Source organism: Citrobacter sp. Cpo074 (genome assembly GCF_030332745.1).
Lineage (GTDB): Bacteria > Pseudomonadota > Gammaproteobacteria > Enterobacterales > Enterobacteriaceae > Citrobacter > Citrobacter portucalensis.
Genome location: NZ_JAOWHG010000027.1, coordinates 773,020 through 797,196, shown reverse-complemented (window position 1 = coordinate 797,196; position 24,177 = coordinate 773,020). Strand labels below are relative to the sequence as shown.

Sequence of the window (24,177 nt, the reverse complement as noted above, 5' to 3'; positions counted from 1 at the left end):
ATCAGGCCGGGTGAGTGGTGTGCTCACCCGGCCTGTTCACTATGCTTATGCTACGGCGTTTTCTTCAAGCTGACGCATAAACTGGCGGACCCATTCGATCCGCGTTTTACGCTCGCTCAACTCCTGCATGAATTTCAGCCGGGTTGGACCGTCCAGACGGAAGTGCTGCGGCTGCTTTTGCAGTAAACCAATCAGCCAGACCGGGTTGACGTGGTTTTTCTCGGCAAATTCAATGGTACCGCCTTTTTCATTGCCTTCGAGCTTTCTGATCCCCAGTTTCTGCGCCTGCTGGCGTAAACGGGCGATATCCAGCAGCGTACGAGCCGGGTCGGGCAGCAAGCCAAAACGGTCTATCAGCTCAACCTTAATTTCTTCCAGTTCGTTTTCGCCTTTCGCACTGGCAATGCGCTTGTAGAACGACAGTCGGGTGTTTACATCCGGGATATAGTCATCCGGCAGCAGAGACGGCATGCGCAGTTCAACTTCGGTTTGCTGGCTGGTGAGATCTTCCAGTGACGGCTCACGCCCTTCTTTGAGCGCATCGACCGCGTTTTCCAGCAGTTCCATATACAGTGAGAAGCCGATGCTTTCCATGGAACCACTCTGATCTTCACCCAGTAATTCCCCGGCGCCGCGAATTTCGAGGTCGTGGGTCGCCAGCGCAAAACCTGCACCCAAATCTTCCAGCGAGGCGATGGCTTCCAGACGTTTTTGCGCGTCGGTGGTCATCGCTTTCGGATGCGGCGTCAGCAGCCAGGCGTAAGCCTGGTGGTGAGAACGTCCCACACGACCGCGCAACTGGTGTAATTGCGCTAAACCGAAGTGATCCGCTCGTTCGATGATGATGGTGTTAGCGGTGGGGATGTCGATCCCGGTTTCGATAATGGTGGTACACACCAGCACGTTAAAACGCTGATGGTGGAAATCATTCATCACGCGTTCCAGTTCGCGCTCGCGCATTTGTCCGTGACCGATACCAATACGCGCTTCCGGCACCAGTTCAGCTAATCTGTCAGCGGTTTTCTGGATGTTTTCGACGTCGTTAAACAGATAATAAACTTGTCCCCCGCGCAGAACTTCACGCAGGATCGCCTCGCGTACCACCAGGTTGTCGTATTCGCGCACGAAGGTTTTGACCGCCAGACGACGAGCGGGCGGCGTGGCGATAATCGACAGATCGCGCATGCCGCTCATTGCCATATTGAGCGTACGTGGAATTGGCGTTGCCGTCAGGGTCAGAATATCGACATCTGCGCGCATCGCCTTGATGCGTTCTTTGTGGCGCACGCCGAAACGGTGCTCTTCATCGACAATCAGCAGACCCAGATCTTTTAACTTCACATCCGCTTGCAGCAGTTTGTGCGTGCCGATGAGAATATCAATTTTTCCCTCGGCAACTTGCTCCAGAATCTGCGCTTGCTCTTTGGCGCTACGGAAACGGGACAACATCTCAATGCGTACCGGCCAGTTGGCAAAGCGGTCGCGGAAGTTGTCGAAGTGCTGCTGTGCGAGCAGGGTGGTCGGCACCAGCACGGCAACCTGCTTGTGGTTCTCTACGGCGAGAAAGGCCGCGCGCATCGCGACTTCGGTTTTACCAAAGCCGACGTCGCCGCACACCAGGCGGTCCATGGCCAGCGGTTGACACATATCGCTGAGTACCGCGTTAATCGCCTGCGCCTGGTCAGGCGTGGTTTCAAACGGGAAACTGTCGCAAAACAGCTGATACTGTTCACGGTCATGCTTAAAGGCAAAGCCTTCTTTCGCCGCGCGCTGGGCATAAATATCCAGCAGCTCTGCCGCAACATCGCGCACCTTCTCAGCGGCTTTCTGTCGGGCACGTGACCAGGCATCGCCGCCAAGTTTATGCAGCGGCGCATTCTCTTCTGCGCCACCTGCATAGCGGCTGATCAGATGCAGTGACGACACCGGCACGTACAGTTTGGCGTCGTTGGCATAGGTGAGCATCAGATATTCACCGGTGATGCCGCCCGCTTCCAGCGTGGTCATACCGGCATAACGACCCACGCCATGCTCCAGATGCACCACCGGCTGACCGGGATGCAGCTCTGCGAGGTTACGAATTAACGTATCCGGGTTGATGGTGCGACGAGAATCCTGGCGGCGGCGCGCCACGCGTTCCCCAAGCAGATCGCTTTCACAAATCAGCGCCAGATTGCGTTTGCTATCGATGAAGCCGTGCTCAGCTGCGCCAATCATCAGATAACGACCGTTATCTACGGCTTCATCGAGTCGCAATATCCGCTTCGGCGCCACTTTGATACGGGCGAGCAGTTCGCCAAGTGCTTCACGGCGGCCTTCACTTTCCACCGAGAAAATCACCGGACCGGTGAAGCCTTCAAGGAATTTACGTAACGCATCTAACGGCGCTTTTTGCTGTGCCTGAACGGCGATATCCGGCAGCTTCTGGAACCCGAGGTTAGTATTCGCTGCTTTGTTCGCCAGACTCTCGGTTTTCAGTTGAACGCGCGGCCAGCGTTTAAGTTCAGAAAACAGCTCATCAACCCGCAGCCACAGCGATTCCGGCGGCAGAAGCGGGCGCATCGGATCAACACCGCGATTTTCAAAGCGTGACAGGGTATCGGCCTGGAAGCGTTCTGCGCTGGTCTCGATATCACCGGTATTGACCAATAACGTATTGGCGGGGAAGTAGCTGAACAACGGCGGCAGCGGCTCGCTGAAAAACAGCGGTTGCCAGTATTCAATACCCGCAGGTAACGTGCCTTTGCTGACCTGCTGGTAAATATGTTCGGCGTCGCGTTTCACCTCAAAGGTATCGCGCCACTGGCTGCGGAATAGCTCGATGGCCGTTTTGTCAGTCGGGAATTCGTGTGCGGGAAGCAAATTAATGGCATCGACTTCTTCCAGCGTGCGCTGGGTGTCGGTATCAAACAGACGCAGGCTGTCGATTTCGTCATCAAAGAAATCCAGACGATAAGGCAACTCGCTGCCCATCGGGAACAAATCCAACAACGCGCCGCGTGTGGCGTATTCGCCGTGCTCCATCACCTGATCAACATGGCGATAGCCCGCACTGTCCAGCTGTTCACGCAGAGCGTCACGTGAAAGTCGCTGGCCCTTTTTCATGACCAGCGCATGACCGTGCAGATAGCTGTGCGGACAAACGCGCTGCATCAGTGTATTTACCGGAACGATCAGCACGCCGCGCTGCATGGCAGGCAGTTGATACAGCGTGGAGAGCCGCGAGGAGATAATCTCCTGATGGGGAGAAAAGCTGTCGTAGGGTAGCGTTTCCCAGTCGGCCAGGTTCATCACCATCTGGTCAGTAAACTGACGAATTTCATCATGCAAACGCAGCGCATTTTGCATGTCCGGCGCGATCAGGACCACTGGACCCGCGTGATGTTCGGCGATTTCGGCGACCAGCGTTGCGCAGGCGGCACCGGTAAGCTCACCTAACTGGCGCTGATCGCCAGCTTTCGCCGGGAGCGTGTAACGATGTTGTTCAGGCATTCGGTTGTCAGGATCTCGTTTAGATATACATCTGATAAGCAATGTTCTTTATTATCCGTGATCGTTTCTCATAAGCAAATTGATTCGCCCCCTGATGGGGGCAAAAGCGCGTAGGGGTTAGCGCGAGACAGCCGATAAAGAAGGCGGGGAAAAGAGCAGGTCGGCCACTGTTTTTTGTGAAATTTTACGTACCAACAGGCCAAACAAGGTGCACAGTAGCAGGCAGGCGAACGGATACACCAGCAGCAGGGCCAGCTCCGCATATACAGGCCAGGCGGTATGATTGATTTTGGGGATTAGCGTTAAGCTGAACAGCTCAACCAGAATACGGTGGGTGGTGTAGATGGCGATGGTATTGGCACCAATCACGCTTAACGGGCCGGACTCACGCATACCAAAGCGCAGCTCAAATTGATAAAACAGCTTCATGATCAGCACAATGGAAAGCAGAGAAAGTAATAGTGAGACATTTGCCAGCCACGCGACGACGGCGGCGATTGCGCTAACCAGAACAATGACCGCATGGCGGCGCAGGGGCACCTCCTTAATCCATACCATCAGCGTTGCGCCAAACCATGCACCGAGGCTGTACCAGGGCAGATTGCGAATCACGCTGTTCATTCCCCACCACGGCGTCGGGACAAAATTGATCGCCACGCTTAGCACCACAAATACCGCCAACAGCGGCACCGCCCAGCGGCTGAAAATTTTACACAGAACAAAATAGACAATCAGCGCGTACAGATACCACAAGCTGGTACTGGCGGTCAGCATTCCGTGGGTAAAACCCGCGATCGAATCGGCATACGCGGCGTTGGCAGCATGGCTCAGATCGCGCTGTGGGGCCAGCCAGTTATTGAGCGCGACTAACGCCAGCCATTGCACTACTCCCCAAAGCACCAGCACCCAGGCAATGCTCCAGATCCGCTTATCCACGCAGGTGGTCCACGGGACGCTATCAATGTAGCGACGGATCAGATACCCCGAAATAAAGAAAAAGACCGGCATGCGAAACGGCGCCAGGTACAAATTGAGGTAAATCCAGCATTTGCTCAGCAGCTCTGAAAGCGGATGCTGAAAAGTAGTGAGGTGCGGGTAAAACGTGATTACCGAGTGGTAAATCACCACCAGACAAATACATAACCCTTTGATTTGATTAATCCATAGTTCTTTTTTCTTCATCGAGACGGCGTATCCATATTGTTGGCTATAGCCTGCCATCCTGCGCAACCCGCTGTGCGCTGTAATGCGTAACTGTCTGCATTTTGTTTTTTTAAGATAAAGATCAGGGACCCGGGCTGAAGGGTAGAGGGACAACTTTAGCGAATTGATTTATTTATACTTTTAGGAATAGTGCTGACGAACACTTACGGTTCAGTCATTTACCCATTCCGCTTTCGCTTATATACTCGTGACTTTGCTAACAGCAACCAGACGGATTTCATGTACCAACCTGTCGCTCTATTCATCGGCCTGCGTTATATGCGTGGGCGTGCAGCAGATCGCTTCGGTCGCTTCGTTTCCTGGCTCTCCACCATAGGCATTACTCTCGGGGTAATGGCGCTGGTCACGGTGTTGTCGGTGATGAACGGTTTCGAGCGCGAGCTGCAAAACAATATTCTTGGCCTGATGCCTCAGGCCGTACTCTCGTCTGAACAGGGTTCCCTCAACCCGCAACAACTGCCGGAAAAAGCGGTGGTGTTGAACGGCGTCAACCGCGTTGCACCTATAACTACGGGAGATGTGGTGCTGCAAAGTGCGCGTAGCGTGGCGGTCGGCGTGATGCTCGGTATCGATCCGGCGCAAAAAGATCCGTTAACGCCGTATCTGGTCAATGTGAAGCAAACAGATCTGCAACCGGGTAAGTATAATGTCATCCTCGGCGAGCAGCTTGCCGGGCAGTTGGGCGTGAACCGTGGCGATCAAATCCGTGTGATGGTGCCCTCGGCCAGCCAGTTTACGCCGATGGGACGTTTGCCGAGCCAGCGTTTGTTTACAGTGATTGGCACTTTCGCCGCCAACAGCGAAGTCGATGGCTACCAGATGCTGACCAACATTCAGGATGCCTCGCGTCTGATGCGTTATCCGGTGGGTAATATCACTGGCTGGCGTCTGTGGCTGAACGAACCGTTAAAAGTTGACACGCTGAGCCAGCAAACGCTGCCGCAAGGCACCAAATGGCAGGACTGGCGCGAGCGCAAAGGGGAACTGTTCCAGGCCGTGCGCATGGAAAAGAACATGATGGGGCTGCTGCTTAGCCTGATCGTGGCGGTGGCGGCTTTTAATATTATTACCTCGCTGGGTCTGATGGTAATGGAGAAGCAAGGGGAAGTGGCGATTTTACAAACGCAGGGGCTAACGCCGCGGCAGATAATGATGGTGTTTATGGTTCAGGGGGCCAGTGCCGGGGTGATTGGCGCGCTGCTGGGCGCTGTACTGGGTACCTTGCTCGCCAGCCAACTGAACAATCTGATGCCAATTATTGGTGTGCTGCTGGATGGCGCTGCGCTGCCGGTCGCTATCGAGCCGCTGCAGGTTATCGTCATTGCGCTGGTGGCGATGGCCATCGCGCTGCTGTCTACGCTTTATCCTTCCTGGCGCGCTGCCGCCACTCAACCCGCTGAGGCTTTACGTTATGAATAAGATCCTGTTGCAATGCGACAACCTGTGCAAACGCTATCAGGAAGGCACTGTGCAGACCGATGTACTGCACGATGTCAGTTTTTGCGTCGGCGAAGGTGAGATGATGGCGATTGTCGGCAGCTCAGGCTCCGGCAAGAGTACGTTGCTGCATCTGTTAGGTGGGTTGGATACCCCGACTTCCGGTGACGTCATTTTTAGCGGTCAGCCAATGAGCAAGCTCTCGTCGGCGGCGAAAGCGGAACTGCGCAATCAGAAGCTGGGCTTTATTTACCAGTTCCACCATTTGCTGCCGGATTTTACCGCGCTGGAAAACGTAGCGATGCCGCTGCTGATCGGCAAGAAAAAACCGGCTGAAATCACCGAGCGCGCACGGGACATGCTGAAAGCGGTAGGGCTGGATCATCGTGCCAGTCATCGCCCGTCTGAACTGTCTGGCGGCGAACGCCAGCGTGTGGCCATCGCGCGTGCGCTGGTGAATAACCCGCGCCTGGTCCTGGCAGATGAGCCAACGGGTAACCTGGATGCGCGTAACGCGGACAGCATTTTCGAGCTTCTGGGTGAGCTGAACCGCTCTCAGGGCACGGCATTTCTGGTGGTGACGCACGATCTGCAACTGGCGAAGCGGATGAGTCGCCAGCTTGAAATGCGCGATGGTCGCCTGACGGCTGAACTGAGCCTGATGGGAGCTGAGTAATGGCTTCGCCTTTATCGTTATTGATTGGTCTGCGCTTTAGCCGTGGTCGGCGGCGCGGCGGTATGGTTTCGTTAATTTCGGTGATATCTACCGTTGGCATCGCGTTGGGTGTGGCGGTGTTGATCGTCGGTTTAAGTGCCATGAACGGATTTGAGCGTGAGCTGAACAACCGTATTCTGGCCGTAGTCCCACACGGAGAGATTGAAGCCGTAAATCAGCCGTGGAATAACTGGCAGGAAGCGCTCGACAAGGTACAAAAAGTGCCGGGTATTGTCGCCGCGGCGCCTTATATCAACTTTACCGGACTGGTGGAGAGCGGGGCGAACTTACGCGCGGTGCAGGTGAAGGGCGTAGACCCGAAACAGGAACAGCGTTTAAGCGCGTTGCCATCCTTTGTGCAAAACCACGCCTGGGATAATTTTAAAGCCGGTGAACAACAAATCATCATTGGTAAGGGTATTGCCGATGCGCTGAAGGTGAAGCAGGGTGACTGGGTGTCGATTATGATCCCTAACGCCAGTGCGGATCATAAGCTACAGCAGCCTAAACGCGTGCGTTTGCACGTGACGGGGATCCTGCAACTGAGCGGTCAGCTCGATCACAGCTTTGCCATGATCCCAATGGAAGATGCGCAGCAATATCTTGATATGGGAACCAGCGTCTCCGGGATCGCGCTGAAGGTTAACGACGTGTTTAACGCCAATAAGCTGGTGCGAGACGCGGGTGAAGTCACCAATAACTATGTTTACATCAAGAGCTGGATCGGCACCTACGGCTATATGTACCGCGATATTCAGATGATCCGCGCCATTATGTATCTGGCTATGGTGCTGGTGATTGGCGTGGCCTGTTTTAATATCGTTTCCACGTTAGTGATGGCGGTAAAAGACAAAAGCGGCGATATTGCGGTATTAAGAACCCTCGGGGCGAAAGATGGGTTGATCCGTGCCATTTTTGTCTGGTACGGCCTGCTGGCGGGTCTGTTCGGTAGCCTGATAGGCGTCGTCATCGGGGTGGTTGTCTCGTTGCAACTGACGCCGATCATAAACGGGATTGAGGCGCTTATCGGCCATCAGTTCCTGTCCGGCGATATCTATTTCATTGACTTCCTGCCATCGGAATTACACTGGCTGGATGTGATTTACGTGCTGGTGACAGCACTCGTGCTGAGTCTTTTGGCAAGTTGGTATCCGGCGCGTCGCGCCAGCAATATTGATCCTGCGAGAGTACTTAGCGGCCAATAACAACAATAATACACGACAGCATTCATGCTGCATCAAGGCGTAGCCAACGCAGAGGCATCTTGAAGGATGACGTGTATCAAGGAGCGGTGATGTATTACGGATTTGACATCGGCGGGACCAAAATTGCGCTGGGCGTGTTTGATAAGCAACGTCGTCTGCAATGGGAAACTCGCGTTCCTACGCCTCGCGACAGCTACGACGCTTTCCTTGATGCGGTCTGCAATCTGGTGACGGAAGCGGATCAGCGGTTCGGCATCAAAGGTTCGGTAGGCATCGGCATTCCGGGCATGCCGGAAACCGAAGACGGCACGCTGTACGCGGCCAATGTTCCTGCCGCCAGTGGCAAACCGCTCCGCGCCGATCTCAGCGCTCGCCTTGACCGCGATGTGCGTCTGGATAACGATGCGAACTGTTTTGCTCTCTCCGAAGCCTGGGATGACGAGTTCACCCAATATCCGCTGGTGATGGGGTTGATCCTCGGTACGGGCGTCGGCGGCGGCCTGGTGCTTAACGGGAAATCCATCACCGGGCGCAGCTATATCACCGGTGAGTTTGGTCATATTCGTTTGCCGGTCGATGCGCTGACGCTGATGGGCTTTGATTTCCCGCTGCGCCGCTGCGGATGCGGTCAACTGGGATGCATCGAAAGCTATCTTTCCGGCGGTGGATTTGCGTGGTTGTATCAGCATTACTACCATCAACCGCTGGATGCCCGCGAAATCATCGCGCTGTGGGAGCAGGGTGACGAACACGCGCGTGCCCACGTTGAACGCTATCTGGATTTGCTGGCAGTGTGTCTTGGGAATATCCTGACTATCGTCGATCCTGATTTGGTGGTGATTGGCGGAGGCTTGTCGAATTTTACCGCTATTACGACGCAACTGGCGGATCGACTGCCACGTCATCTGCTGCCGGTTGCCCGGGTACCGCGTATTGAGCAGGCACGGCACGGTGATGCCGGCGGGATGCGCGGGGCTGCTTTCCTACATCTTACCGATTAATACAAAGAGGTTGTTATGCTGTCGCGTCGGGGTCATCGGTTAAGCCGCTTTCGTAAAAATAAACGCCATTTGCGCGATCGCCTGCGTCAACGAATCTTTTTCAGAGACAGAGTGGTGCCTGAATTGATGGAAAAACCAAGAGTGCTGGTACTGACTGGAGCGGGAATCTCCGCTGAGTCAGGAATTCGAACATTCCGCGCGGCGGATGGTCTCTGGGAAGAACATCGGGTAGAGGACGTTGCGACTCCGGAAGGATTTAGTCGAAACCCGGAACTGGTTCAGTCGTTTTATAACGCCCGTCGCCATCAGTTGCAGCAGCCTGAAATCCAACCCAACGCGGCGCATATCGCACTGGCAAAACTCGAAGCCGAGCTGGGCGATCGTTTTTTACTGGTGACGCAGAACATTGATAATCTGCATGAGCGTGCGGGCAGCCAGAACGTTATCCATATGCACGGCGAGCTGCTCAAAGTTCGCTGTTCGCAAAGCGGGCAGATTCTGGAGTGGACGGGCGATGTGACCCCGGAAGATAAATGTCATTGCTGCCAGTTTCCGGCACCGCTGCGACCACACGTAGTGTGGTTTGGTGAAATGCCGCTGGGTATGGATGAAATTTATATGGCGCTGGCAATGGCAGATGTGTTCATTGCGATTGGCACATCGGGACATGTTTATCCGGCAGCGGGTTTTGTGCATGAGGCGCGGCTGCATGGGGCACATACGGTAGAACTCAATCTCGAACCGAGCCAGGTAGGCAGTGAGTTTGAAGAGAAGTATTACGGTCCGGCAAGCCAGGTAGTACCTGAGTTCGTTGAGAAGTTATTGAAAGGGCTGTAACGGCTATCCGGATAATACTGTTTAAGCCTGTACAAGCTGGCGGTCCTCACGCAGGGCCGCCATAATCAAAAATCCTACGATGTAAAAACAACAGATCAGCCCCAGTGCGCTCAGCCATATGGGTAGTCGGGTAATGTAAACCAGGCTGCACGAGATAATCACCAGAATAATTCCGGTATACATGGGGTGCGCAATCCAGGCAAAAATGCCGCGCGTGACCCTTTTTGCACGGGGTAAATAGTAGCCTGTCCATGTATGGCTCTCCCCCAAATCCCATTTTCCTTTGATGACCAGCGCGTTACCTACGATCGCCAAAATCAGACATCCCCACTCCACCGGACCAATCTGATGACTGAAAAACAGGCTATAACCAAAAACCAGGATCGGTATTAAAAAGGTGAGCCGTAGCAGGCGGGTTGCGGTGACAGGCAGCAAAGGACGAGCGTTTACCGGCTGCTTACGTGGGAGAATCACCAGCGTAAATACGATCAGATTAGCCAACTCAAGTAGCAGCCAGAGCGTTGTCATTGGAAGCCTCAGAAGCCGGCCTGGAATACTGTAAGCATAGCCAGAAACTGGGGAGCGGGAATCAGCCGAAAGGCGTAAAAAGTAGGGATTGGCAGGTAGCAACCCGGCGCAGCGACGCCTGCCGGGTTGCACGAGTATTAGCGTCCTGCTTTTAGCTTCTGATAATACTCTTCGTAGATAGCGCTGGCGGAACCGACATCGTTTTGCCATTCCCCTTTGTTGATGGTTTCCGCGTCAGGGTAGAGCGTTTTGTCGTTCGCGACCTCAGGACTTAACAGCTTGCGTGCTGCCAGGTTCGGCGTCGGGTAACCGATAGTTTCTGCGACTTCTTTCGCGACGTCCGGGCGCAGCAGGAAGTTAATCAGCTTCAGCGCACCTTCTTTGTTTTTCGCGTTAGCCGGAATAGACAGGCTGTCCATCCAGAAAATGCCACCTTCTTTCGGCCATACCACTTCCAACGGTGTGCCCGCCTGACGCGCAACATACGCGGAGCCGTTCCACACCATCCCCAGATTAACTTCGCCTTCCATATACGGGTTGGCCGGGTTGTCAGAGTTAAATGCCGCAACGTTAGGCATCAGCTTCTTCAACTCGTTATAGGCGGCTTCAATCTCTTTAGGATCGGTGGTATTGCCGGAATATCCCAGCTTGCGCAGCGCCATCTGGAACACTTCTCGCGCATCATCCGTTAACAGCAGACTGCCTTTGTACTCCGGCTTCCACAGATCGGCCCAACTGGTGACGGTTTTCGGATCGATAGCATCGCTGTTGACGCCAATGGCCGTCGCACCCCAGATATACGGGATGGAGTAGTCATTGTTTGGGTCAAACGGCTTGTTGAGCATTTCCGGATCGAGGTTGTGGAAGTTGGTCAACGTCGACTTGTCGATCTTCTGGATCATGCCTTCTTTACGCATTTTATCGACGTAATAGGTGGACGGAACCACCAAATCGTATGCGCCGTCTTTATAGGTTTTGAGCTTGGCGTACATGGTTTCATTCGACTCGTAGGTCGAATAGATAACCTTAATGCCGGTTTCTTTAGTGAACTGTTCCAGCAGACCCGGTGGGACGTATTCAGTCCAGTTATAGAAATAGAGCGTGTTGTTGTCATTCGCGTGAGCGGCGCTCATGCCCAGTGCCAGAGCACCCGCCGCGAGCAGGTGGCGTGACCATTTTTTCATCATTTAACGTCCCCTGAATTAAGGGCCTTAGCGGCCCTTGGTTTTATCACGTGCAATAAGCTGGCTGGCAATAACCATAGCCAGCGACAGAACCAACAAAATGGTCGCCAGCGCGTTCACCTCTGGTGACACGCCGACTTTAACCATTGAGTAGATTTTTAATGGCAAAATTTCATAACCCGGTCCGGTGACGAAAGATGAAACAACAACATCATCCATCGACAGCGTAAAACTCAGCAACCAACCCGCAGCCACCGCAGGCATAGCCAGTGGCAGTATTATCTTGCGCAGAATAGTTACTTCGCTGGCACCCAAATCTTTAGCCGCCTCAAGCATGCGGACATCAAAACCTTTCAGGCGAGAGTAAACCGTCACCACCACAAAAGGCAGACAAAAAGTGATATGCGAGAACAGCAGCGACCAGAAGCCCAGTTGAATGCCGATCAGCATAAACAGCACCAGCAGAGATATTGCCATCACAATATCCGGCGACATCATCACCACGAACAGCATGCCACTGACGAACGGTTTACCGCGAAAACGGTAACGGTACAGCGCAACCGCAGTGAGTGAGCCAATCAAGGTGGCAAAGGTGGCGGATAGCACCGCCATCGTCAGCGAGTGCTGCGCCGCCTGCAACAGGCTGTCGTTATTCATCAGCAGGCCGTACCATTTAGTAGTAAAACCCTGCCAGTTGATGCCAAAGCGCGAACTGTTAAAGGAGTTCACAATCAGAATGATGATTGGAATATACAGATACGCGTAGATAGCGGTCATAAAACCGCCGCGAAGCAGTCGACCGATCATTCGAGTTCCACCTTCTTGTTCAGTAAGCGGGAGGCGCGCCAGTAGATCAGCAGCATCAGACCCATCACGATGGTCAGCGTAATGCTGGTGGCTGCACCAAACGGCCAGTCGCGGATGTTCAGGAACTGAACTTTAATTACGTTACCAATCAGCAGGTTTTTCGCGCCGCCCATTAAGTCGGAAACGTAAAACAGCCCCATTGCGGGCAGCATGACCAGCAAACATCCGGCGATAATCCCCGGCATCGTTAACGGAATAATGATGCGGGTGAAGGTCTGAAGCTTACTGGCGCCTAAATCGCGTGCGGCTTCCAGCAGCGGTTTATCGAGCTTTTCAATGCTGGAATAGAGCGGCATCACCATAAACGGCAGCAGGATGTATACCAGCCCGATAATCACCGCGCTGGGAGTAAACATAATGCGAATGGGTGTATCGATAACGCCGAGCCATAACAGAAACTCGTTGAGATAACCTTTGGTACTGAGGAAAATTTTGAGTCCGTAGATGCGAATCAGAGAATTGGTCCAGAACGGAACAATCAGCAGGAACAGCAGCAGCGGGCGTACTTTTTCCGGCAGTTTTACCAAAAACCAGGCAAACGGGTAGCCGAGTACCAGACAGGCGAGCGTGGCAATCAGCGCCATATTGAGGGAGTGAACCAGTACCTCAAAATAGAGCGGATCGAGCAGGCGCGTATAGTTCTCCAGCGTAAAGACCATTTTGACGAAATTGGCGTCGTCACGGGTCAAAAAGCTGGTGCCGATGATCATCAGGTTGGGCAGAAAGACAAATAACACAAGCCAACCGACAATGGTGAAGATCACCACACTCTGGAATTTACTTGTGCTCTTCATCAGCCAGTACGACCTCCCAGCTTTCTACCCAGTTAATTGCCATTTTCTGGTCGAGCGAGTGGTCAAAGTCAGGATCGTCTTCGTTGAAGAATTCGCTGACCATCACCATCTTGCCATTTTCCAGTTCCACAACCGACTCCAGCGTCATGCCTTTGTAGTTGCGTTCACGCACGTAGCCGATCAGGCCTTCGATATGATTATCATCGTTGATTTCATCAACGCGCAAATCTTCAGGGCGTAACAGGACGTGCAGCTTTTGTCCGGGAACTACCGCGAAGTTGACATAAATATTGCACTCGCGGCCTTCAACGTTAGCACGAACACGCTGTTCATCCAGACGTTCAATCACCGTGGCGTTAAACATATTGATCTCACCGATAAACCCGGCGACAAACAGATTCTTTGGCTCTTCGTAGATTTCGCGCGGCGTACCGTCCTGCTCAATCTTACCATCGCGCATCACCACGATGCGGTCAGACATAGTCAGCGCTTCTTCCTGATCGTGTGTGACAAAGACAAAAGTGATACCAAGCTTACGCTGCAGTGCTTTCAGTTCATTCTGCATCTGCTTACGCAGTTTGTAGTCCAGCGCAGAGAGGGATTCATCTAACAAGAGTAAGCGGGGTTTGTTGACCACTGCTCGGGCAATCGCTACGCGCTGCTGCTGTCCGCCGGAAAGTTGATGCGGTTTTCGCTGGGCGAACTCTTCCAGTTGCACCATGCGCAGGGCTTCGGTAACGCGGGGAGAAATGTCGGCTGCGGGCGTTTTTTGCATGCGCAAACCAAAGGCCACATTTTCAAACACAGTCATGTGGGGGAATAGCGCATAGCTTTGGAAGACGGTATTCACGTAGCGATTTTCCGCTGGAACGTGAGTGATGTCCTCGTTGTCCAACAAAATATGACCGGAATCAACCGTTTCCAGACCGGCAATCAGGCGAAGAACGGTTGTTTTACCGCAGCCAGAGGGGCCAAGTAGCGTAAGAAACTCGCCATTATTGATGGTCAAATCCAGGCTGGAAATCACCTCTTTGCCATCGAAACTTTTGCGAATTCCCGCTAATTGCACCAGTGGAGAAAGCGAACGCGGTTGTTTATTCAATTTTTTACTCTGTCCCATGTAAACGCAACGGATGGCTGACCGATGCGGGGTTTGTGGTTAACCACCTTGATGACTCTTAATGAGGGCCGTTATTCTACGGCAAACCATTGTAATCGCCAATCCTTGTTGCGAATTACTGACTTAGCCCTATAGTCAGAGGGGATGTCAGGGCGAAATATTCTCACTTGCGGGGATAAAAGTGACCTGACGCAATATTTGTCTTTTGTTGCTTATTGATAATGTTGTCACAAAAAGTGAGGGTGACTGCATGGATAAACTACTTGAGCGTTTTTTACACTACGTGTCGCTGGACACCCAATCAAAATCGGGCGTGCGGCAGGTTCCCAGCACCGAAGGACAGTGGAAATTATTACAACTGCTCAAACAACAGCTCGAAGAGATGGGGCTGGTTAATATTTCACTGAGCGAAAAAGGTACGCTGATGGCAACGTTACCCGCGAACGTTGCTGGTAATATTCCTGCGATCGGCTTTATTTCCCATGTGGATACCTCACCGGATTTCAGCGGTAAAAATGTCAATCCGCAAATCGTTGAAAACTATCGCGGTGGCGATATTGCGTTAGGCATTGGTGATGAAGTTTTATCGCCGGTGATGTTCCCGGTGCTGCATCAACTTCTGGGTCAGACGCTGATCACCACAGACGGTAAAACGTTGCTGGGCGCGGATGATAAAGCAGGCGTGGCGGAAATCATGACCGCGCTGGCTGTGCTTATCCAAAAAGATATTCCGCACGGTGATATCCGCGTAGCCTTTACGCCGGACGAAGAAGTGGGTAAAGGGGCGAAGCATTTTGATGTTGCGGCATTCGATGCGCAGTGGGCCTATACCGTTGACGGTGGTGGCGTAGGTGAGCTGGAGTTTGAAAACTTCAACGCCGCGTCGGTCAATATCAAAATTGTTGGCAACAATGTGCATCCCGGCACCGCAAAAGGGGTGATGGTGAATGCGCTGTCGCTGGCGGCGCGTATTCACGCTGAGGTCCCGGCAGATGAAAGCCCGGAGAAGACGGAAGGCTACGAAGGCTTTTATCATCTGGCGAGCATGAAAGGGACGGTCGATCGGGCGGATATGCACTACATTATTCGTGATTTTGACCGTAAGCAGTTTGAAGCGCGTAAACGCAAGATCATGGATATCGCCAAGAAGGTCGGCAAAGGGTTACACCCGGACTGCTATATCGAACTGGTGATTGAAGACAGTTACTACAATATGCGCGAAAAAGTGATTGAGCATCCGCACGTGCTGGATATCGCCCAGCAGGCGATGCGCGATTGCGATATTGAGCCGGTGCTGAAACCGATCCGTGGCGGCACTGACGGCGCACAGCTGTCATTTATGGGATTACCGTGTCCGAATCTGTTCACCGGTGGCTACAACTATCATGGTAAGCATGAGTTTGTAACCCTGGAAGGAATGGAAAAAGCGGTGCAGGTGATTGTGCGTATTGCTGAATTGACCGCGAAACAAAAATAAAATATGTGTAGTTGCCGGATGGCGCTTTGCTTATCCGGCCTACAATATTTCACTCCAGTAGGCCTGATAAGACGCATTGCGTCGCATCAGGCACAGTCCGCATTACCCTTCGAAGAACCAGTACCCGCTGTTGACCAGCGCGGCAAGCATGGCAAGGAAAGAAGGATCTTCCAGCGCATCCTCAAAGTTCTCAGCCGTCAGCACAATATGACTGGCCAGCGCTTCCAGCGCAGGGCGATGCGGTGAATCAATTTTCTCACCGTTAGCGTAGACGTCGTCGCCAATGCGCAATACGCGCAATCCGCCCAGACGCACTAACACATCACCTTGTTTCAGGGCATCATAAATTTCGTCTGGCTGATACGGTGGCTCCGGCGGGGCAATATCCAGCTCATGACGAGACTGAGAAATAAACTCGCCAAACCACTGCTGGAAATGTTCTGGCTGATTAATCAGGCCCAGCATCATTTCGCGCAGCTTGTCCATTTCCTGCGGCAGAACATCTGCCGGATGATCGCGCGGTGGCAGATCAGGATCGCTGTAATAGGTGCTGCCCAGTTCGCGTTGTAAAACGTAATCGGCGAAGCCGCTGATCAGCTCGCGAGTGTTTGGCGCACGGAAGCCAACCGAATAGTTCATCGCGTTTTCTAACGCATAGCCTTCGTGCGGGAATCCCGGTGGAATGTACAGGATATCGCCGGGTTCCAGCTCTTCATCGATGATAGCTTCAAACGGGTCGACCTGAAGGAGATCCGGGTGAGGGCAGTGCTGCTTCAACTGCAGCTTTTCGCCTACGCGCCAGCGACGACGACCGGTTCCCTGAATGATAAATACATCGTACTGATCCAGGTGCGGGCCAACGCCGCCACCGGGTACAGAGAAAGAAATCATCAGATCGTCGATACGCCAGTCCGGTAATTCACGGAACGGGCGCATCAGCGCGGCGGTAGGTTCGTGCCAGTGGTTGACCGCCTGCACCAGCAAAGACCAGTTGTTCTCGCCAAGATGGTCGTAGCTTTCGAAGGGACCGTGGCTAACCTGCCATTTACCATCCTGATGGCTGACGAGTCGGCTGTCGACTTCGCTTTCCATTGCCAGTCCAGCCAGTTCGTCAGGAGAAAGAGGATCAATAAAGTTATTAAACCCGCGTTTTAAGACCACCGGGCGTTTCTGCCAGTGGCGTTCAAGAAAATCGGGCCAATTAAGTGTGAGTTGGTATTCCATAGTGAGCATCCCGCAGGCTGGTATCTGCAACCGATTATAACGGATACTTAACCTCAAGCGTGAAGTCAGTACATATTTATTACATGCGATGATTACTCGTCTTTCTGGCCCGGCTGCTGGCGGCCAAAAATAACTTCCATGCGCGCACCACCCAGCAGGCTATCACCAGCAATAATCTGCCCGTCATACTGTTCGGTGATTTCTCGCGCCACCGCCAGACCGACGCCTTGTCCTGGACGTAGCGTATCTACGCGCTGTCCGCGGTCAAACACCACTTCCCGTTTGCTTTGCGGAATACCAGGACCATCGTCTTCGACCAGAATATGCAGCTGATCCTCAGACAGTTGCGCCGAAATCTCGACAAACTCCAGACAATATTTACAGGCGTTATCCAAGACGTTGCCCAATACCTCGACAAAATCATTCTGTTCGCCCACAAAGCTGATCTCAGGTGAGATATCGAGATTAATGTTGACCCCTTTACGCTGATACACTTTATTCAGCGCCGAGGTGAGCTTATCCAGCAACGGCGCGACCGGGTGCAGCTCGCGGCTGAGTAGGGCACTGCTGCCACGCATACTGGCGCGATGCAGGTAATAGCCTATCTGTTGGGAAATACGGCTGATTTGTTCCAGCATGATAGGCTCTGCGTCGCTGACGTTCATCTTTTCATTACGCATTGAGCGCAACGTACTTTGCAGTACCGCCAGTGGCGTTTTCAGGCTATGAGTGAGATCGGTTAACGTGGTGCGGTATTTATCGTAGCGCTCACGTTCACTTTTTAAAAGTCGATTGAGATTACGAACCAGGCTGGTCAATTCGCGTGTGGTGGCGGGGTTTAGCATCTCACGATGATGTTCCTCAAGCTCACGGACTTCACGCGCTAGCGATTCAATTGGCCGCAGGCTCCACCAGGCTGCTACCCATAACAACGGAATGACCAGCAACAGATTGGCGACCAGCACATAAATAAACCAGCTCCAGACCATATACGAGCGCTTCAGCTCTATAGGAATGGTATCGACAACTACAATGGTCAGTTGCGGCATTCTGGCTGTGGCGGGGTAGACGTTCACCGCCACGGAGTGGGTCATTTCGGCGTCGTCATCATCTTCTCTGACTTCTTTTAACTGCTGCTGAGCGGAGTGATCTTCGCCCAGTAAAGTGCTGGTGGCGTCTACATTGGCTTCAATTTCATGAAAACCGTTCGTTTTTAGCCAGTCCGGTTGGATACTTTTCGTCAGCCAGGGAACATTGCGCTGAGCCCACAACAACTCACCGCTTTCGTTATAGATCAGCGACATTGTTGGGCTTTGCATATCGAGATTTTCAGGCAACTCGACGTTTATCTTGCCGTTTTCCCACTTTGCCAGGGTATAAAACAGATTACTTTCACCCCGCAGCAGGCGAAACGTTGTCTTATCAAAGCTGACGCTGTAGCCCACCAGAGCAACCATGCCGTAGGCCAGCGAGAGCACTAATACAACGCCTGCGGTTGCCAGTAAAAAGCGCAACCGTAGCGATAGCGGGAAAAAATGACGCAATAGTTTATTCATTAGCGCAGTTCAAAAAGATATCCCTGACCACGCACGGTGGTGATGACGTCGTCCGGATATTGCGCCTGAATTTTCTTACGCAGACGTCCCATTAGAACATCAATGGTGTGACTTTCGCGCAGCTCGGCATCCGGGTAAAGCTGCAGCATGAGCGAATCTTTACTGACCACTTTGCCATTATTACGGATGAGCGTTTCCATAATGGTGTATTCAAACGCAGTGAGCTTGATAACTTCATCATTGACGGATAACTCGCGTCGAGAGAGATCCACCTGAAAAGGCGGAAGGGAGATAATTTGCGATGCCAGACCGCTGTTGCGGCGCATCAGTGCCTGCATGCGCGCAGCCACTTCTTCGATGTGAAACGGTTTGGTGACGTAATCGTCAGCGCCAGCGCTGAGGACTTCCACTTTATCCTGCCAGCCTTCACGCGCGGTTAATACCAGAATCGGCAGCGAAACCTCATTACTGCGCCAGCGGCGGATCAGCGACAAACCATCTTCATCGGGGAGTCCTAAATCAACGATCGCGATATCCGGCAGATGTTCATTCAGATAATAGTCCGCTTCCTTCGCATCTTCTGCATCATCCACCTGATGCCCTAAATCCTGCAACTGAACCTTGAGGTGGTGGCGTAATAAAGCATTATCCTCGACAACCAGTACGCGCATCATCGTTTCTCCCTAAAATAATGGTATGAATAGTTTAACGCTGATTATGTGGCTGTGGGGATAAACATTTAATAAACCGGACAAAGGGATAATCTCGTGGGCAATAAAAAAGCCGGAAACGCTGATGCATTCCGGCTTACTACGATATGAACGAAATACCGGAACAGGTGCAAGCGCGCTCCGGCATCAAACAGATTACTTCAGTTCATCAACCATGGTGATGGCACGACCAATATAATTGGCAGGCGTCATTGCTTTCAGGCGAGTTTTCTCTTCTTCCGGCAGCGCCAGACTGTCGATAAACTGCTTCATACCTTCGGCGTCAACGCGCTTACCGCGGGTCAGTTCTTTCAGCTTCTCGTACGGCTTCTCAATACCGTAGCGACGCATCACGGTCTGAATCGGCTCTGCCAGAACTTCCCAGTTATGGTCCAGTTCATCCAGCAGATGATCGCGGTTCACTTCCAGTTTGCTCACGCCTTTCAGCGTGGACTGATAGGCGATCAGCGCATAGCCAATACCTACGCCCAGGTTACGCAGAACGGTAGAGTCAGTCAGGTCACGCTGCCAGCGGGAGACCGGCAGTTTGCTTGCCAGATGCTGCAGTACCGCGTTAGACAGACCCAGGTTACCCTCGGAGTTTTCGAAATCAATAGGGTTAACTTTGTGCGGCATGGTGGAAGAGCCGATTTCACCCGCGATGGTTTTCTGTTTGAAATGGTTCAGCGCCACGTAACCCCAGACATCGCGGTCAAAGTCGATCAGGATGGTGTTGAAACGGGCGATGCAGTCAAACAGCTCGGCAATGTAGTCGTGCGGCTCAATCTGCGTGGTGTACGGGTTCCACTGGATGCCCAGCGAGGTGACAAACTCTTCGCTGAACTGATGCCAGTCAACTTCCGGGTAAGCGGCGATGTGGGCGTTATAGTTACCGACTGCACCATTGATCTTACCAAGAATTTCAACCTGGTTGAGCTGACGATACTGACGCTCCATACGGTAAGCCACGTTAGCCATTTCTTTGCCTAGCGTAGACGGGGTGGCTGGCTGACCGTGGGTACGGGAGAGCAGAGGAATATCGCGATACTGTACAGACAGATCTTTCACCGCGTCGATAAGCTTACGCCAGTACGGCAGAACCACTTCGTCGCGTGCGGTTTTCAGCATCAGCGCGTGAGACAGGTTGTTGATGTCTTCTGAGGTACACGCAAAGTGGATAAATTCGGAAACGGCATGCAGTTCCGGGATATCCGCCACTTTCTCTTTCAGGAAATACTCAACTGCCTTCACATCATGGTTGGTCGTACGCTCAATGGTTTTGATGCGCGCAGCATCTTCTTCATTGAAGTTAGCGACGATCGCATCAAGGAAACCGATTGCGTCGGCAGCAAAAGCAGGAACTTCCTTGATCGCTGCGTGCGCGGCCAGTTTTTGCAGCCAGCGTACTTCAACCTGTACACGGAATTTCAGCAAACCGTATTCGCTGAAAATCCCGCGCAGCGCGCTGACTTTATCGCCGTAGCGTCCATCGACAGGGGAAACGGCGGTCAGTGAGGATAATTCCATAGATCACAACTCCGGGGTTAAATGAGCAAGAATTTGTTTTGCCTGAGTCGTCAGGCGATTACGAGAAAACATGAGTTGCAGACGGCCTCCACCAACCTGATGCCAGAGCACGGCAGCACGGATGCCAGCCAGCAGCGAAGCGCGTACTTTAGCCTGTACTTGTGGGCTCTGAAGGATGGCCGGGGAACCCGTGACCTGAATACGCGGGCCGAGTGGGCTGATGACGTCAACATAAATGCCAGCCATCGCACTCATCAACGTTTCTGACTGCAAATCAAAATGGTCCAGCTGGCGCTGCAAGCCGCTAATACGGTCTCCCAGCGTGTCCATAGCGCCCTTGGCTGCTGACAGCTTACGCTCCAGCACCATCAGGCTTAGCGTATAGCGGGTGAGTTCCGCATTCAGTCCCTGACGACTGCTGGCGTTCAGCACGCCAAGCAGCGTTTCAAGGCCAAGACGCAGGTTGGCTTCGCTGCCGCCAAACACGCCCAGCGTAGAGCTGGGATTCATGTCGATGACACTGTTCAGTGAAACGTGTAATGCATCGGCATCACAATGCCCCTGGTGCGCCAGTTCCTGCACCAGGCGTGCCGACTGACAAATGCCTGCCAGGGCGAGGGTGATGTCATAATAATTCTTTGCCACGTTCACTGCTTCCTTGTATCAAATGTGTAAGTAATTATACCGGCAGAGGCAATCGTTGTTCGATAATGCCGCCGCCGAGGCACACTTCGCCATTGTAAAAGACAGCCGACTGACCCGGCGTGACCGCCGCGACTGGCTCGTCGAAAATGACTTCAATACGCTCAGCATCCAGTGCCTTAACGGTGCACGGAATGTCGGTCTGACGATAGCGGGTTTTCACCGTGCAGCGCATGGTGCCGGTGAACGGTTCGCGATCGACCCAATGCAACTGTTGCGCCACCAGGCCAACGGACATCAGACGTGGATGTTCATGACCCTGAGCGACAACCAGAATGTTATTCTCAACGTCTTTATCCACCACATACCATGGATCTTCTGTCCCTTCTTTCGTTCCGCCAATACCCAGACCTTTACGCTGACCCAGAGTGTGGTACATCAGCCCCTGATGCTGGCCAATCTCTTCGCCGTCAACGGTGATGATTTTGCCTGGCTGAGCCGGCAGATAACGACCAAGAAACTCGCGGAACTTACGTTCGCCAATGAAGCAGATGCCGGTGGAGTCTTTTTTCTTGGCCGTAATCAGACCAAGATCTTCGGCAATTTTACGCACCTGCGGTTTTTCCAGTTCACCGACCGGGAACAGGCTTTGCGCGATTTGCTCATGGCCGAGCGTATAGAGGAAATAACTCTGGTCTTTATTGCCATCGAGCCCACGCAGCAGGCGGCTTTTGCCGTCGACATCCGCGCGACGCACGTAGTGACCGGTGGCGATGTAATCGGCACCTAAATCTTCGGCGGCAAACTCAAGGAAGGCTTTAAACTTAATTTCTTTATTGCACAGAATATCCGGGTTCGGCGTACGGCCCGCTTTGTACTCTTCAAGGAACAGTTCAAAGACGTTGTCCCAGTATTCTGCGGCAAAGTTGACGGTATGCAGTTCAATGCCGAGTTTGTCACAGACAGCCTGCGCATCCGCAAGGTCGGCGGCCGCTGTGCAGTATTCCTCGCCATCGTCCTCTTCCCAGTTCTTCATGAACAGGCCTTCTACCTGATAGCCCTGTTGTTGTAACAGCCAGGCAGAAACGGAGGAATCGACACCGCCGGACATGCCGACGATCACTTTTTTTGGACTTTCAGACATAGGAATACTCACGACATTGAACTTCAAGGCGGCATATTCTAGCACGCAGCCCTTTACTTGACACCCTCTGTAAACGGCCAGTTAAATTCGCCGATCATGGCCAGTGGGTAGCGCTGTCCGCTCAGATAACAGCGAATACTCTCCGCAACCAACGGCGAACGCAGGTTTGGCGCAGAGAAAATCTCTTCTGCGCTGACCCAACGACAGCAATCTATATCGCTGTCATGGGGTTCTGTAGCGCACATATTGGCAAGCTCGATAGAGAAAAGAAAACGCAAAAAGGGCGTTCTGTCCAGTGCAATCCATTGATGCATACGAATGAAATGCTGCGGCTGCGCTTTAATGCCCGTTTCTTCCCACAGTTCGCGTGCTGCGGCTTGCACCAGCGTTTCATCGGCTTCCAGGTGTCCTGCAGGTTGATTCCACAAGGCTTTGCCATTGATCGTTTCTTCAACGACTAAGAATTTATCTTCTGCATGCACAATGCAGGCGACCGTGACGTGCGGTTTGAACATGTTTTCCCCTTATTCCTCAGCAAATCCTTCGGTAACATCTGGCCAGCTAATTTCGCCGCTGGCCTTGTCAATACTGATATAAGCCACGGGAGGTGACGTTTGTGGGTCGGCCCCTCCACGGCACAATGCGGTTTGATGATCCTCGCGCACGATAATCTCAATGGCCTTTTTAGCATTCCAGCTTTCATAAAAGATACATTGGTGGTCGTGACGTAGCCCAAGGGTGGCGACTCTCGTTGCTTTTTCTGTCGACAGCGGGTTGATGTCGTCGCGATAGTGGTCACCGCTGTTTATAGCCTGTAACTGCGACTTTTTTAACCAACCGCGTATAATTTGGCGATCGGTGGTGTAATAGACCGCTTCCATAAAATCATCGTTGGATTGTTCTTGTACAGAGACGAGGTCGCCGGGCACTAAAAATACGGACGGGCTGCGACACTGTTCGGTTGGCATCGCATAGAACCATGCGCGGGTGTCTCCTGTTACCTGATAGTGGTTTGTGGAGGAGGAGGGTAAGAACCCGCGCTGCGACATCGCTTTATTTGCCCATGTCTGGCAAGACGCGCTTACTGCAAGCGGACTGGATAACGGCGTTAATCCATTAACCGAGACCCAGCCAGTGGCGAAGGTTCCTTTAGCGTCCCGATAACGTACGTAACGATAAGGCTCATCTTTGGAAAGCATGCCCGTGCTTTTGTAGCGCTGTGAACTCCTGAGCACCTCGACGGTGTCGCCATTGACCATGAACGCGGGGAGTTTACACTCTGTTGCTGGTGCAGAATAGAAATGCAGGCGTGAGTCGGTTTTTACTTTGGCAGACTCATAAAGGTAGTTTGCCTCTCCGGCTGCTGTTCCGGCAATTGTCTCACAGTCCAGTTTTGCTGAACAAAACGGTGACGCGCCGAGCAGGATGAATGCTGCAAAAAGCTGCTTATCCATTTTTTTCATTCTTCCCTGTTAACACTCACGTTAAACCGT

The 24,177-nt window shown here is 52.8% G+C and carries 21 protein-coding genes; 6 read left to right on the top strand and 15 right to left on the bottom strand.

Features of this window, described 5'->3' with window-relative positions:
• Positions 1–45 precede the first annotated feature (45 nt).
• Complete coding sequence (mfd, locus tag OGX83_RS08435; protein ID WP_079935354.1) at positions 46–3,492, bottom strand: transcription-repair coupling factor; 3,447 nt, start codon at positions 3,490–3,492, stop codon at positions 46–48.
• 117 nt (positions 3,493–3,609) lie between these two features.
• On the bottom strand, positions 3,610–4,674 hold the full coding sequence (locus OGX83_RS08430; RefSeq protein WP_153753298.1) for an acyltransferase family protein: 1,065 nt from the start codon (positions 4,672–4,674) through the stop codon (positions 3,610–3,612).
• Positions 4,675–4,935: 261 nt separating this feature from the next.
• On the opposite strand from OGX83_RS08430, the gene lolC reads away from it, so the two are divergent.
• The 5 genes from lolC (at position 4,936) to cobB (ending at position 9,911) form a co-directional block, all read left to right on the top strand.
• On the top strand, positions 4,936–6,135 hold the full coding sequence (gene lolC / locus OGX83_RS08425) for a lipoprotein-releasing ABC transporter permease subunit LolC (RefSeq protein WP_153753296.1): 1,200 nt from the start codon (positions 4,936–4,938) through the stop codon (positions 6,133–6,135).
• Positions 6,128–6,829 (top strand): lipoprotein-releasing ABC transporter ATP-binding protein LolD, encoded by a 702-nt coding sequence (gene lolD, locus OGX83_RS08420; protein ID WP_003832278.1) that lies wholly within the window; start codon positions 6,128–6,130, stop codon positions 6,827–6,829. The genes lolC and lolD overlap by 8 nt, the downstream gene beginning before the upstream one ends.
• Positions 6,829–8,073: a lipoprotein-releasing ABC transporter permease subunit LolE gene (gene lolE / locus OGX83_RS08415; protein ID WP_003030804.1), complete on the top strand. Its 1,245-nt coding sequence runs from the start codon at positions 6,829–6,831 to the stop codon at positions 8,071–8,073. The genes lolD and lolE overlap by 1 nt, the downstream gene beginning before the upstream one ends.
• Positions 8,074–8,162: 89 nt before the next feature.
• Entirely contained in the window at positions 8,163–9,074 is a 912-nt protein-coding gene (nagK, locus tag OGX83_RS08410) for an N-acetylglucosamine kinase (protein ID WP_020996481.1), read from the top strand.
• A gap of 15 nt (positions 9,075–9,089) precedes the next feature.
• On the top strand, positions 9,090–9,911 hold the full coding sequence (gene cobB / locus OGX83_RS08405) for a Sir2 family NAD+-dependent deacetylase (protein WP_003832281.1): 822 nt from the start codon (positions 9,090–9,092) through the stop codon (positions 9,909–9,911).
• Between the two features lie 21 nt (positions 9,912–9,932).
• On the opposite strand, the gene OGX83_RS08400 is transcribed toward cobB, so the two are convergent.
• The 5 genes from OGX83_RS08400 to potA all read right to left on the bottom strand — a co-directional run bounded on the left by OGX83_RS08400 (position 9,933) and on the right by potA (position 14,404).
• Positions 9,933–10,439, bottom strand: coding sequence for a methyltransferase family protein (locus tag OGX83_RS08400; RefSeq protein WP_008784438.1), 507 nt, complete (start codon positions 10,437–10,439; stop codon positions 9,933–9,935).
• 137 nt (positions 10,440–10,576) lie between these two features.
• Positions 10,577–11,623, bottom strand: a complete 1,047-nt coding sequence (gene potD / locus OGX83_RS08395) for a spermidine/putrescine ABC transporter substrate-binding protein PotD (protein WP_003030797.1) — start codon at positions 11,621–11,623, stop codon at positions 10,577–10,579.
• 27 nt (positions 11,624–11,650) lie between these two features.
• Positions 11,651–12,430: a spermidine/putrescine ABC transporter permease PotC gene (gene potC, locus OGX83_RS08390; protein ID WP_111465768.1), complete on the bottom strand. Its 780-nt coding sequence runs from the start codon at positions 12,428–12,430 to the stop codon at positions 11,651–11,653.
• Positions 12,427–13,284, bottom strand: a complete 858-nt coding sequence (potB, locus tag OGX83_RS08385; RefSeq protein ID WP_032943032.1) for a spermidine/putrescine ABC transporter permease PotB — start codon at positions 13,282–13,284, stop codon at positions 12,427–12,429. Before potB ends, potC begins: the two co-directional genes overlap by 4 nt.
• Positions 13,268–14,404, bottom strand: coding sequence for a spermidine/putrescine ABC transporter ATP-binding protein PotA (potA, locus tag OGX83_RS08380; RefSeq protein WP_003832287.1), 1,137 nt, complete (start codon positions 14,402–14,404; stop codon positions 13,268–13,270). The genes potB and potA overlap by 17 nt, the downstream gene beginning before the upstream one ends.
• A 250-nt stretch (positions 14,405–14,654) precedes the next feature.
• Between potA and pepT the strand changes: the two genes are divergently transcribed.
• The gene (pepT, locus tag OGX83_RS08375; RefSeq protein ID WP_286587762.1) at positions 14,655–15,881 is read left to right on the top strand and encodes a peptidase T; all 1,227 of its coding nucleotides are present in this window, start codon (positions 14,655–14,657) and stop codon (positions 15,879–15,881) included.
• Positions 15,882–15,983: 102 nt separating this feature from the next.
• On the opposite strand, the gene roxA is transcribed toward pepT, so the two are convergent.
• The 8 genes from roxA to OGX83_RS08335 all read right to left on the bottom strand — a co-directional run bounded on the left by roxA (position 15,984) and on the right by OGX83_RS08335 (position 24,147).
• Positions 15,984–17,105, bottom strand: coding sequence for a [50S ribosomal protein L16]-arginine 3-hydroxylase (gene roxA / locus OGX83_RS08370; protein WP_003030786.1), 1,122 nt, complete (start codon positions 17,103–17,105; stop codon positions 15,984–15,986).
• A 92-nt stretch (positions 17,106–17,197) separates the two neighbouring features.
• Positions 17,198–18,661, bottom strand: a complete 1,464-nt coding sequence (phoQ, locus tag OGX83_RS08365; RefSeq protein ID WP_008784442.1) for a two-component system sensor histidine kinase PhoQ — start codon at positions 18,659–18,661, stop codon at positions 17,198–17,200.
• The gene (gene phoP / locus OGX83_RS08360) at positions 18,661–19,332 is read right to left on the bottom strand and encodes a two-component system response regulator PhoP (protein ID WP_003846709.1); all 672 of its coding nucleotides are present in this window, start codon (positions 19,330–19,332) and stop codon (positions 18,661–18,663) included. The genes phoQ and phoP overlap by 1 nt, the downstream gene beginning before the upstream one ends.
• 195 nt (positions 19,333–19,527) lie before the next feature.
• The gene (gene purB / locus OGX83_RS08355) at positions 19,528–20,898 is read right to left on the bottom strand and encodes an adenylosuccinate lyase (protein ID WP_032943086.1); all 1,371 of its coding nucleotides are present in this window, start codon (positions 20,896–20,898) and stop codon (positions 19,528–19,530) included.
• Positions 20,899–20,901: 3 nt separating this feature from the next.
• Positions 20,902–21,543: a high frequency lysogenization protein HflD gene (hflD, locus tag OGX83_RS08350; RefSeq protein ID WP_003832401.1), complete on the bottom strand. Its 642-nt coding sequence runs from the start codon at positions 21,541–21,543 to the stop codon at positions 20,902–20,904.
• Between the two features lie 34 nt (positions 21,544–21,577).
• A complete protein-coding gene (gene mnmA / locus OGX83_RS08345; protein WP_003832402.1) occupies positions 21,578–22,684 on the bottom strand; it encodes a tRNA 2-thiouridine(34) synthase MnmA in 1,107 nt (368 codons plus the stop codon).
• 53 nt (positions 22,685–22,737) lie between these two features.
• Complete coding sequence (locus OGX83_RS08340; RefSeq protein ID WP_286587760.1) at positions 22,738–23,199, bottom strand: NUDIX hydrolase; 462 nt, start codon at positions 23,197–23,199, stop codon at positions 22,738–22,740.
• 9 nt (positions 23,200–23,208) lie between these two features.
• On the bottom strand, positions 23,209–24,147 hold the full coding sequence (locus OGX83_RS08335) for a hypothetical protein (RefSeq protein ID WP_286587758.1): 939 nt from the start codon (positions 24,145–24,147) through the stop codon (positions 23,209–23,211).
• Between the last annotated feature and the right edge of the window lie 30 nt (positions 24,148–24,177).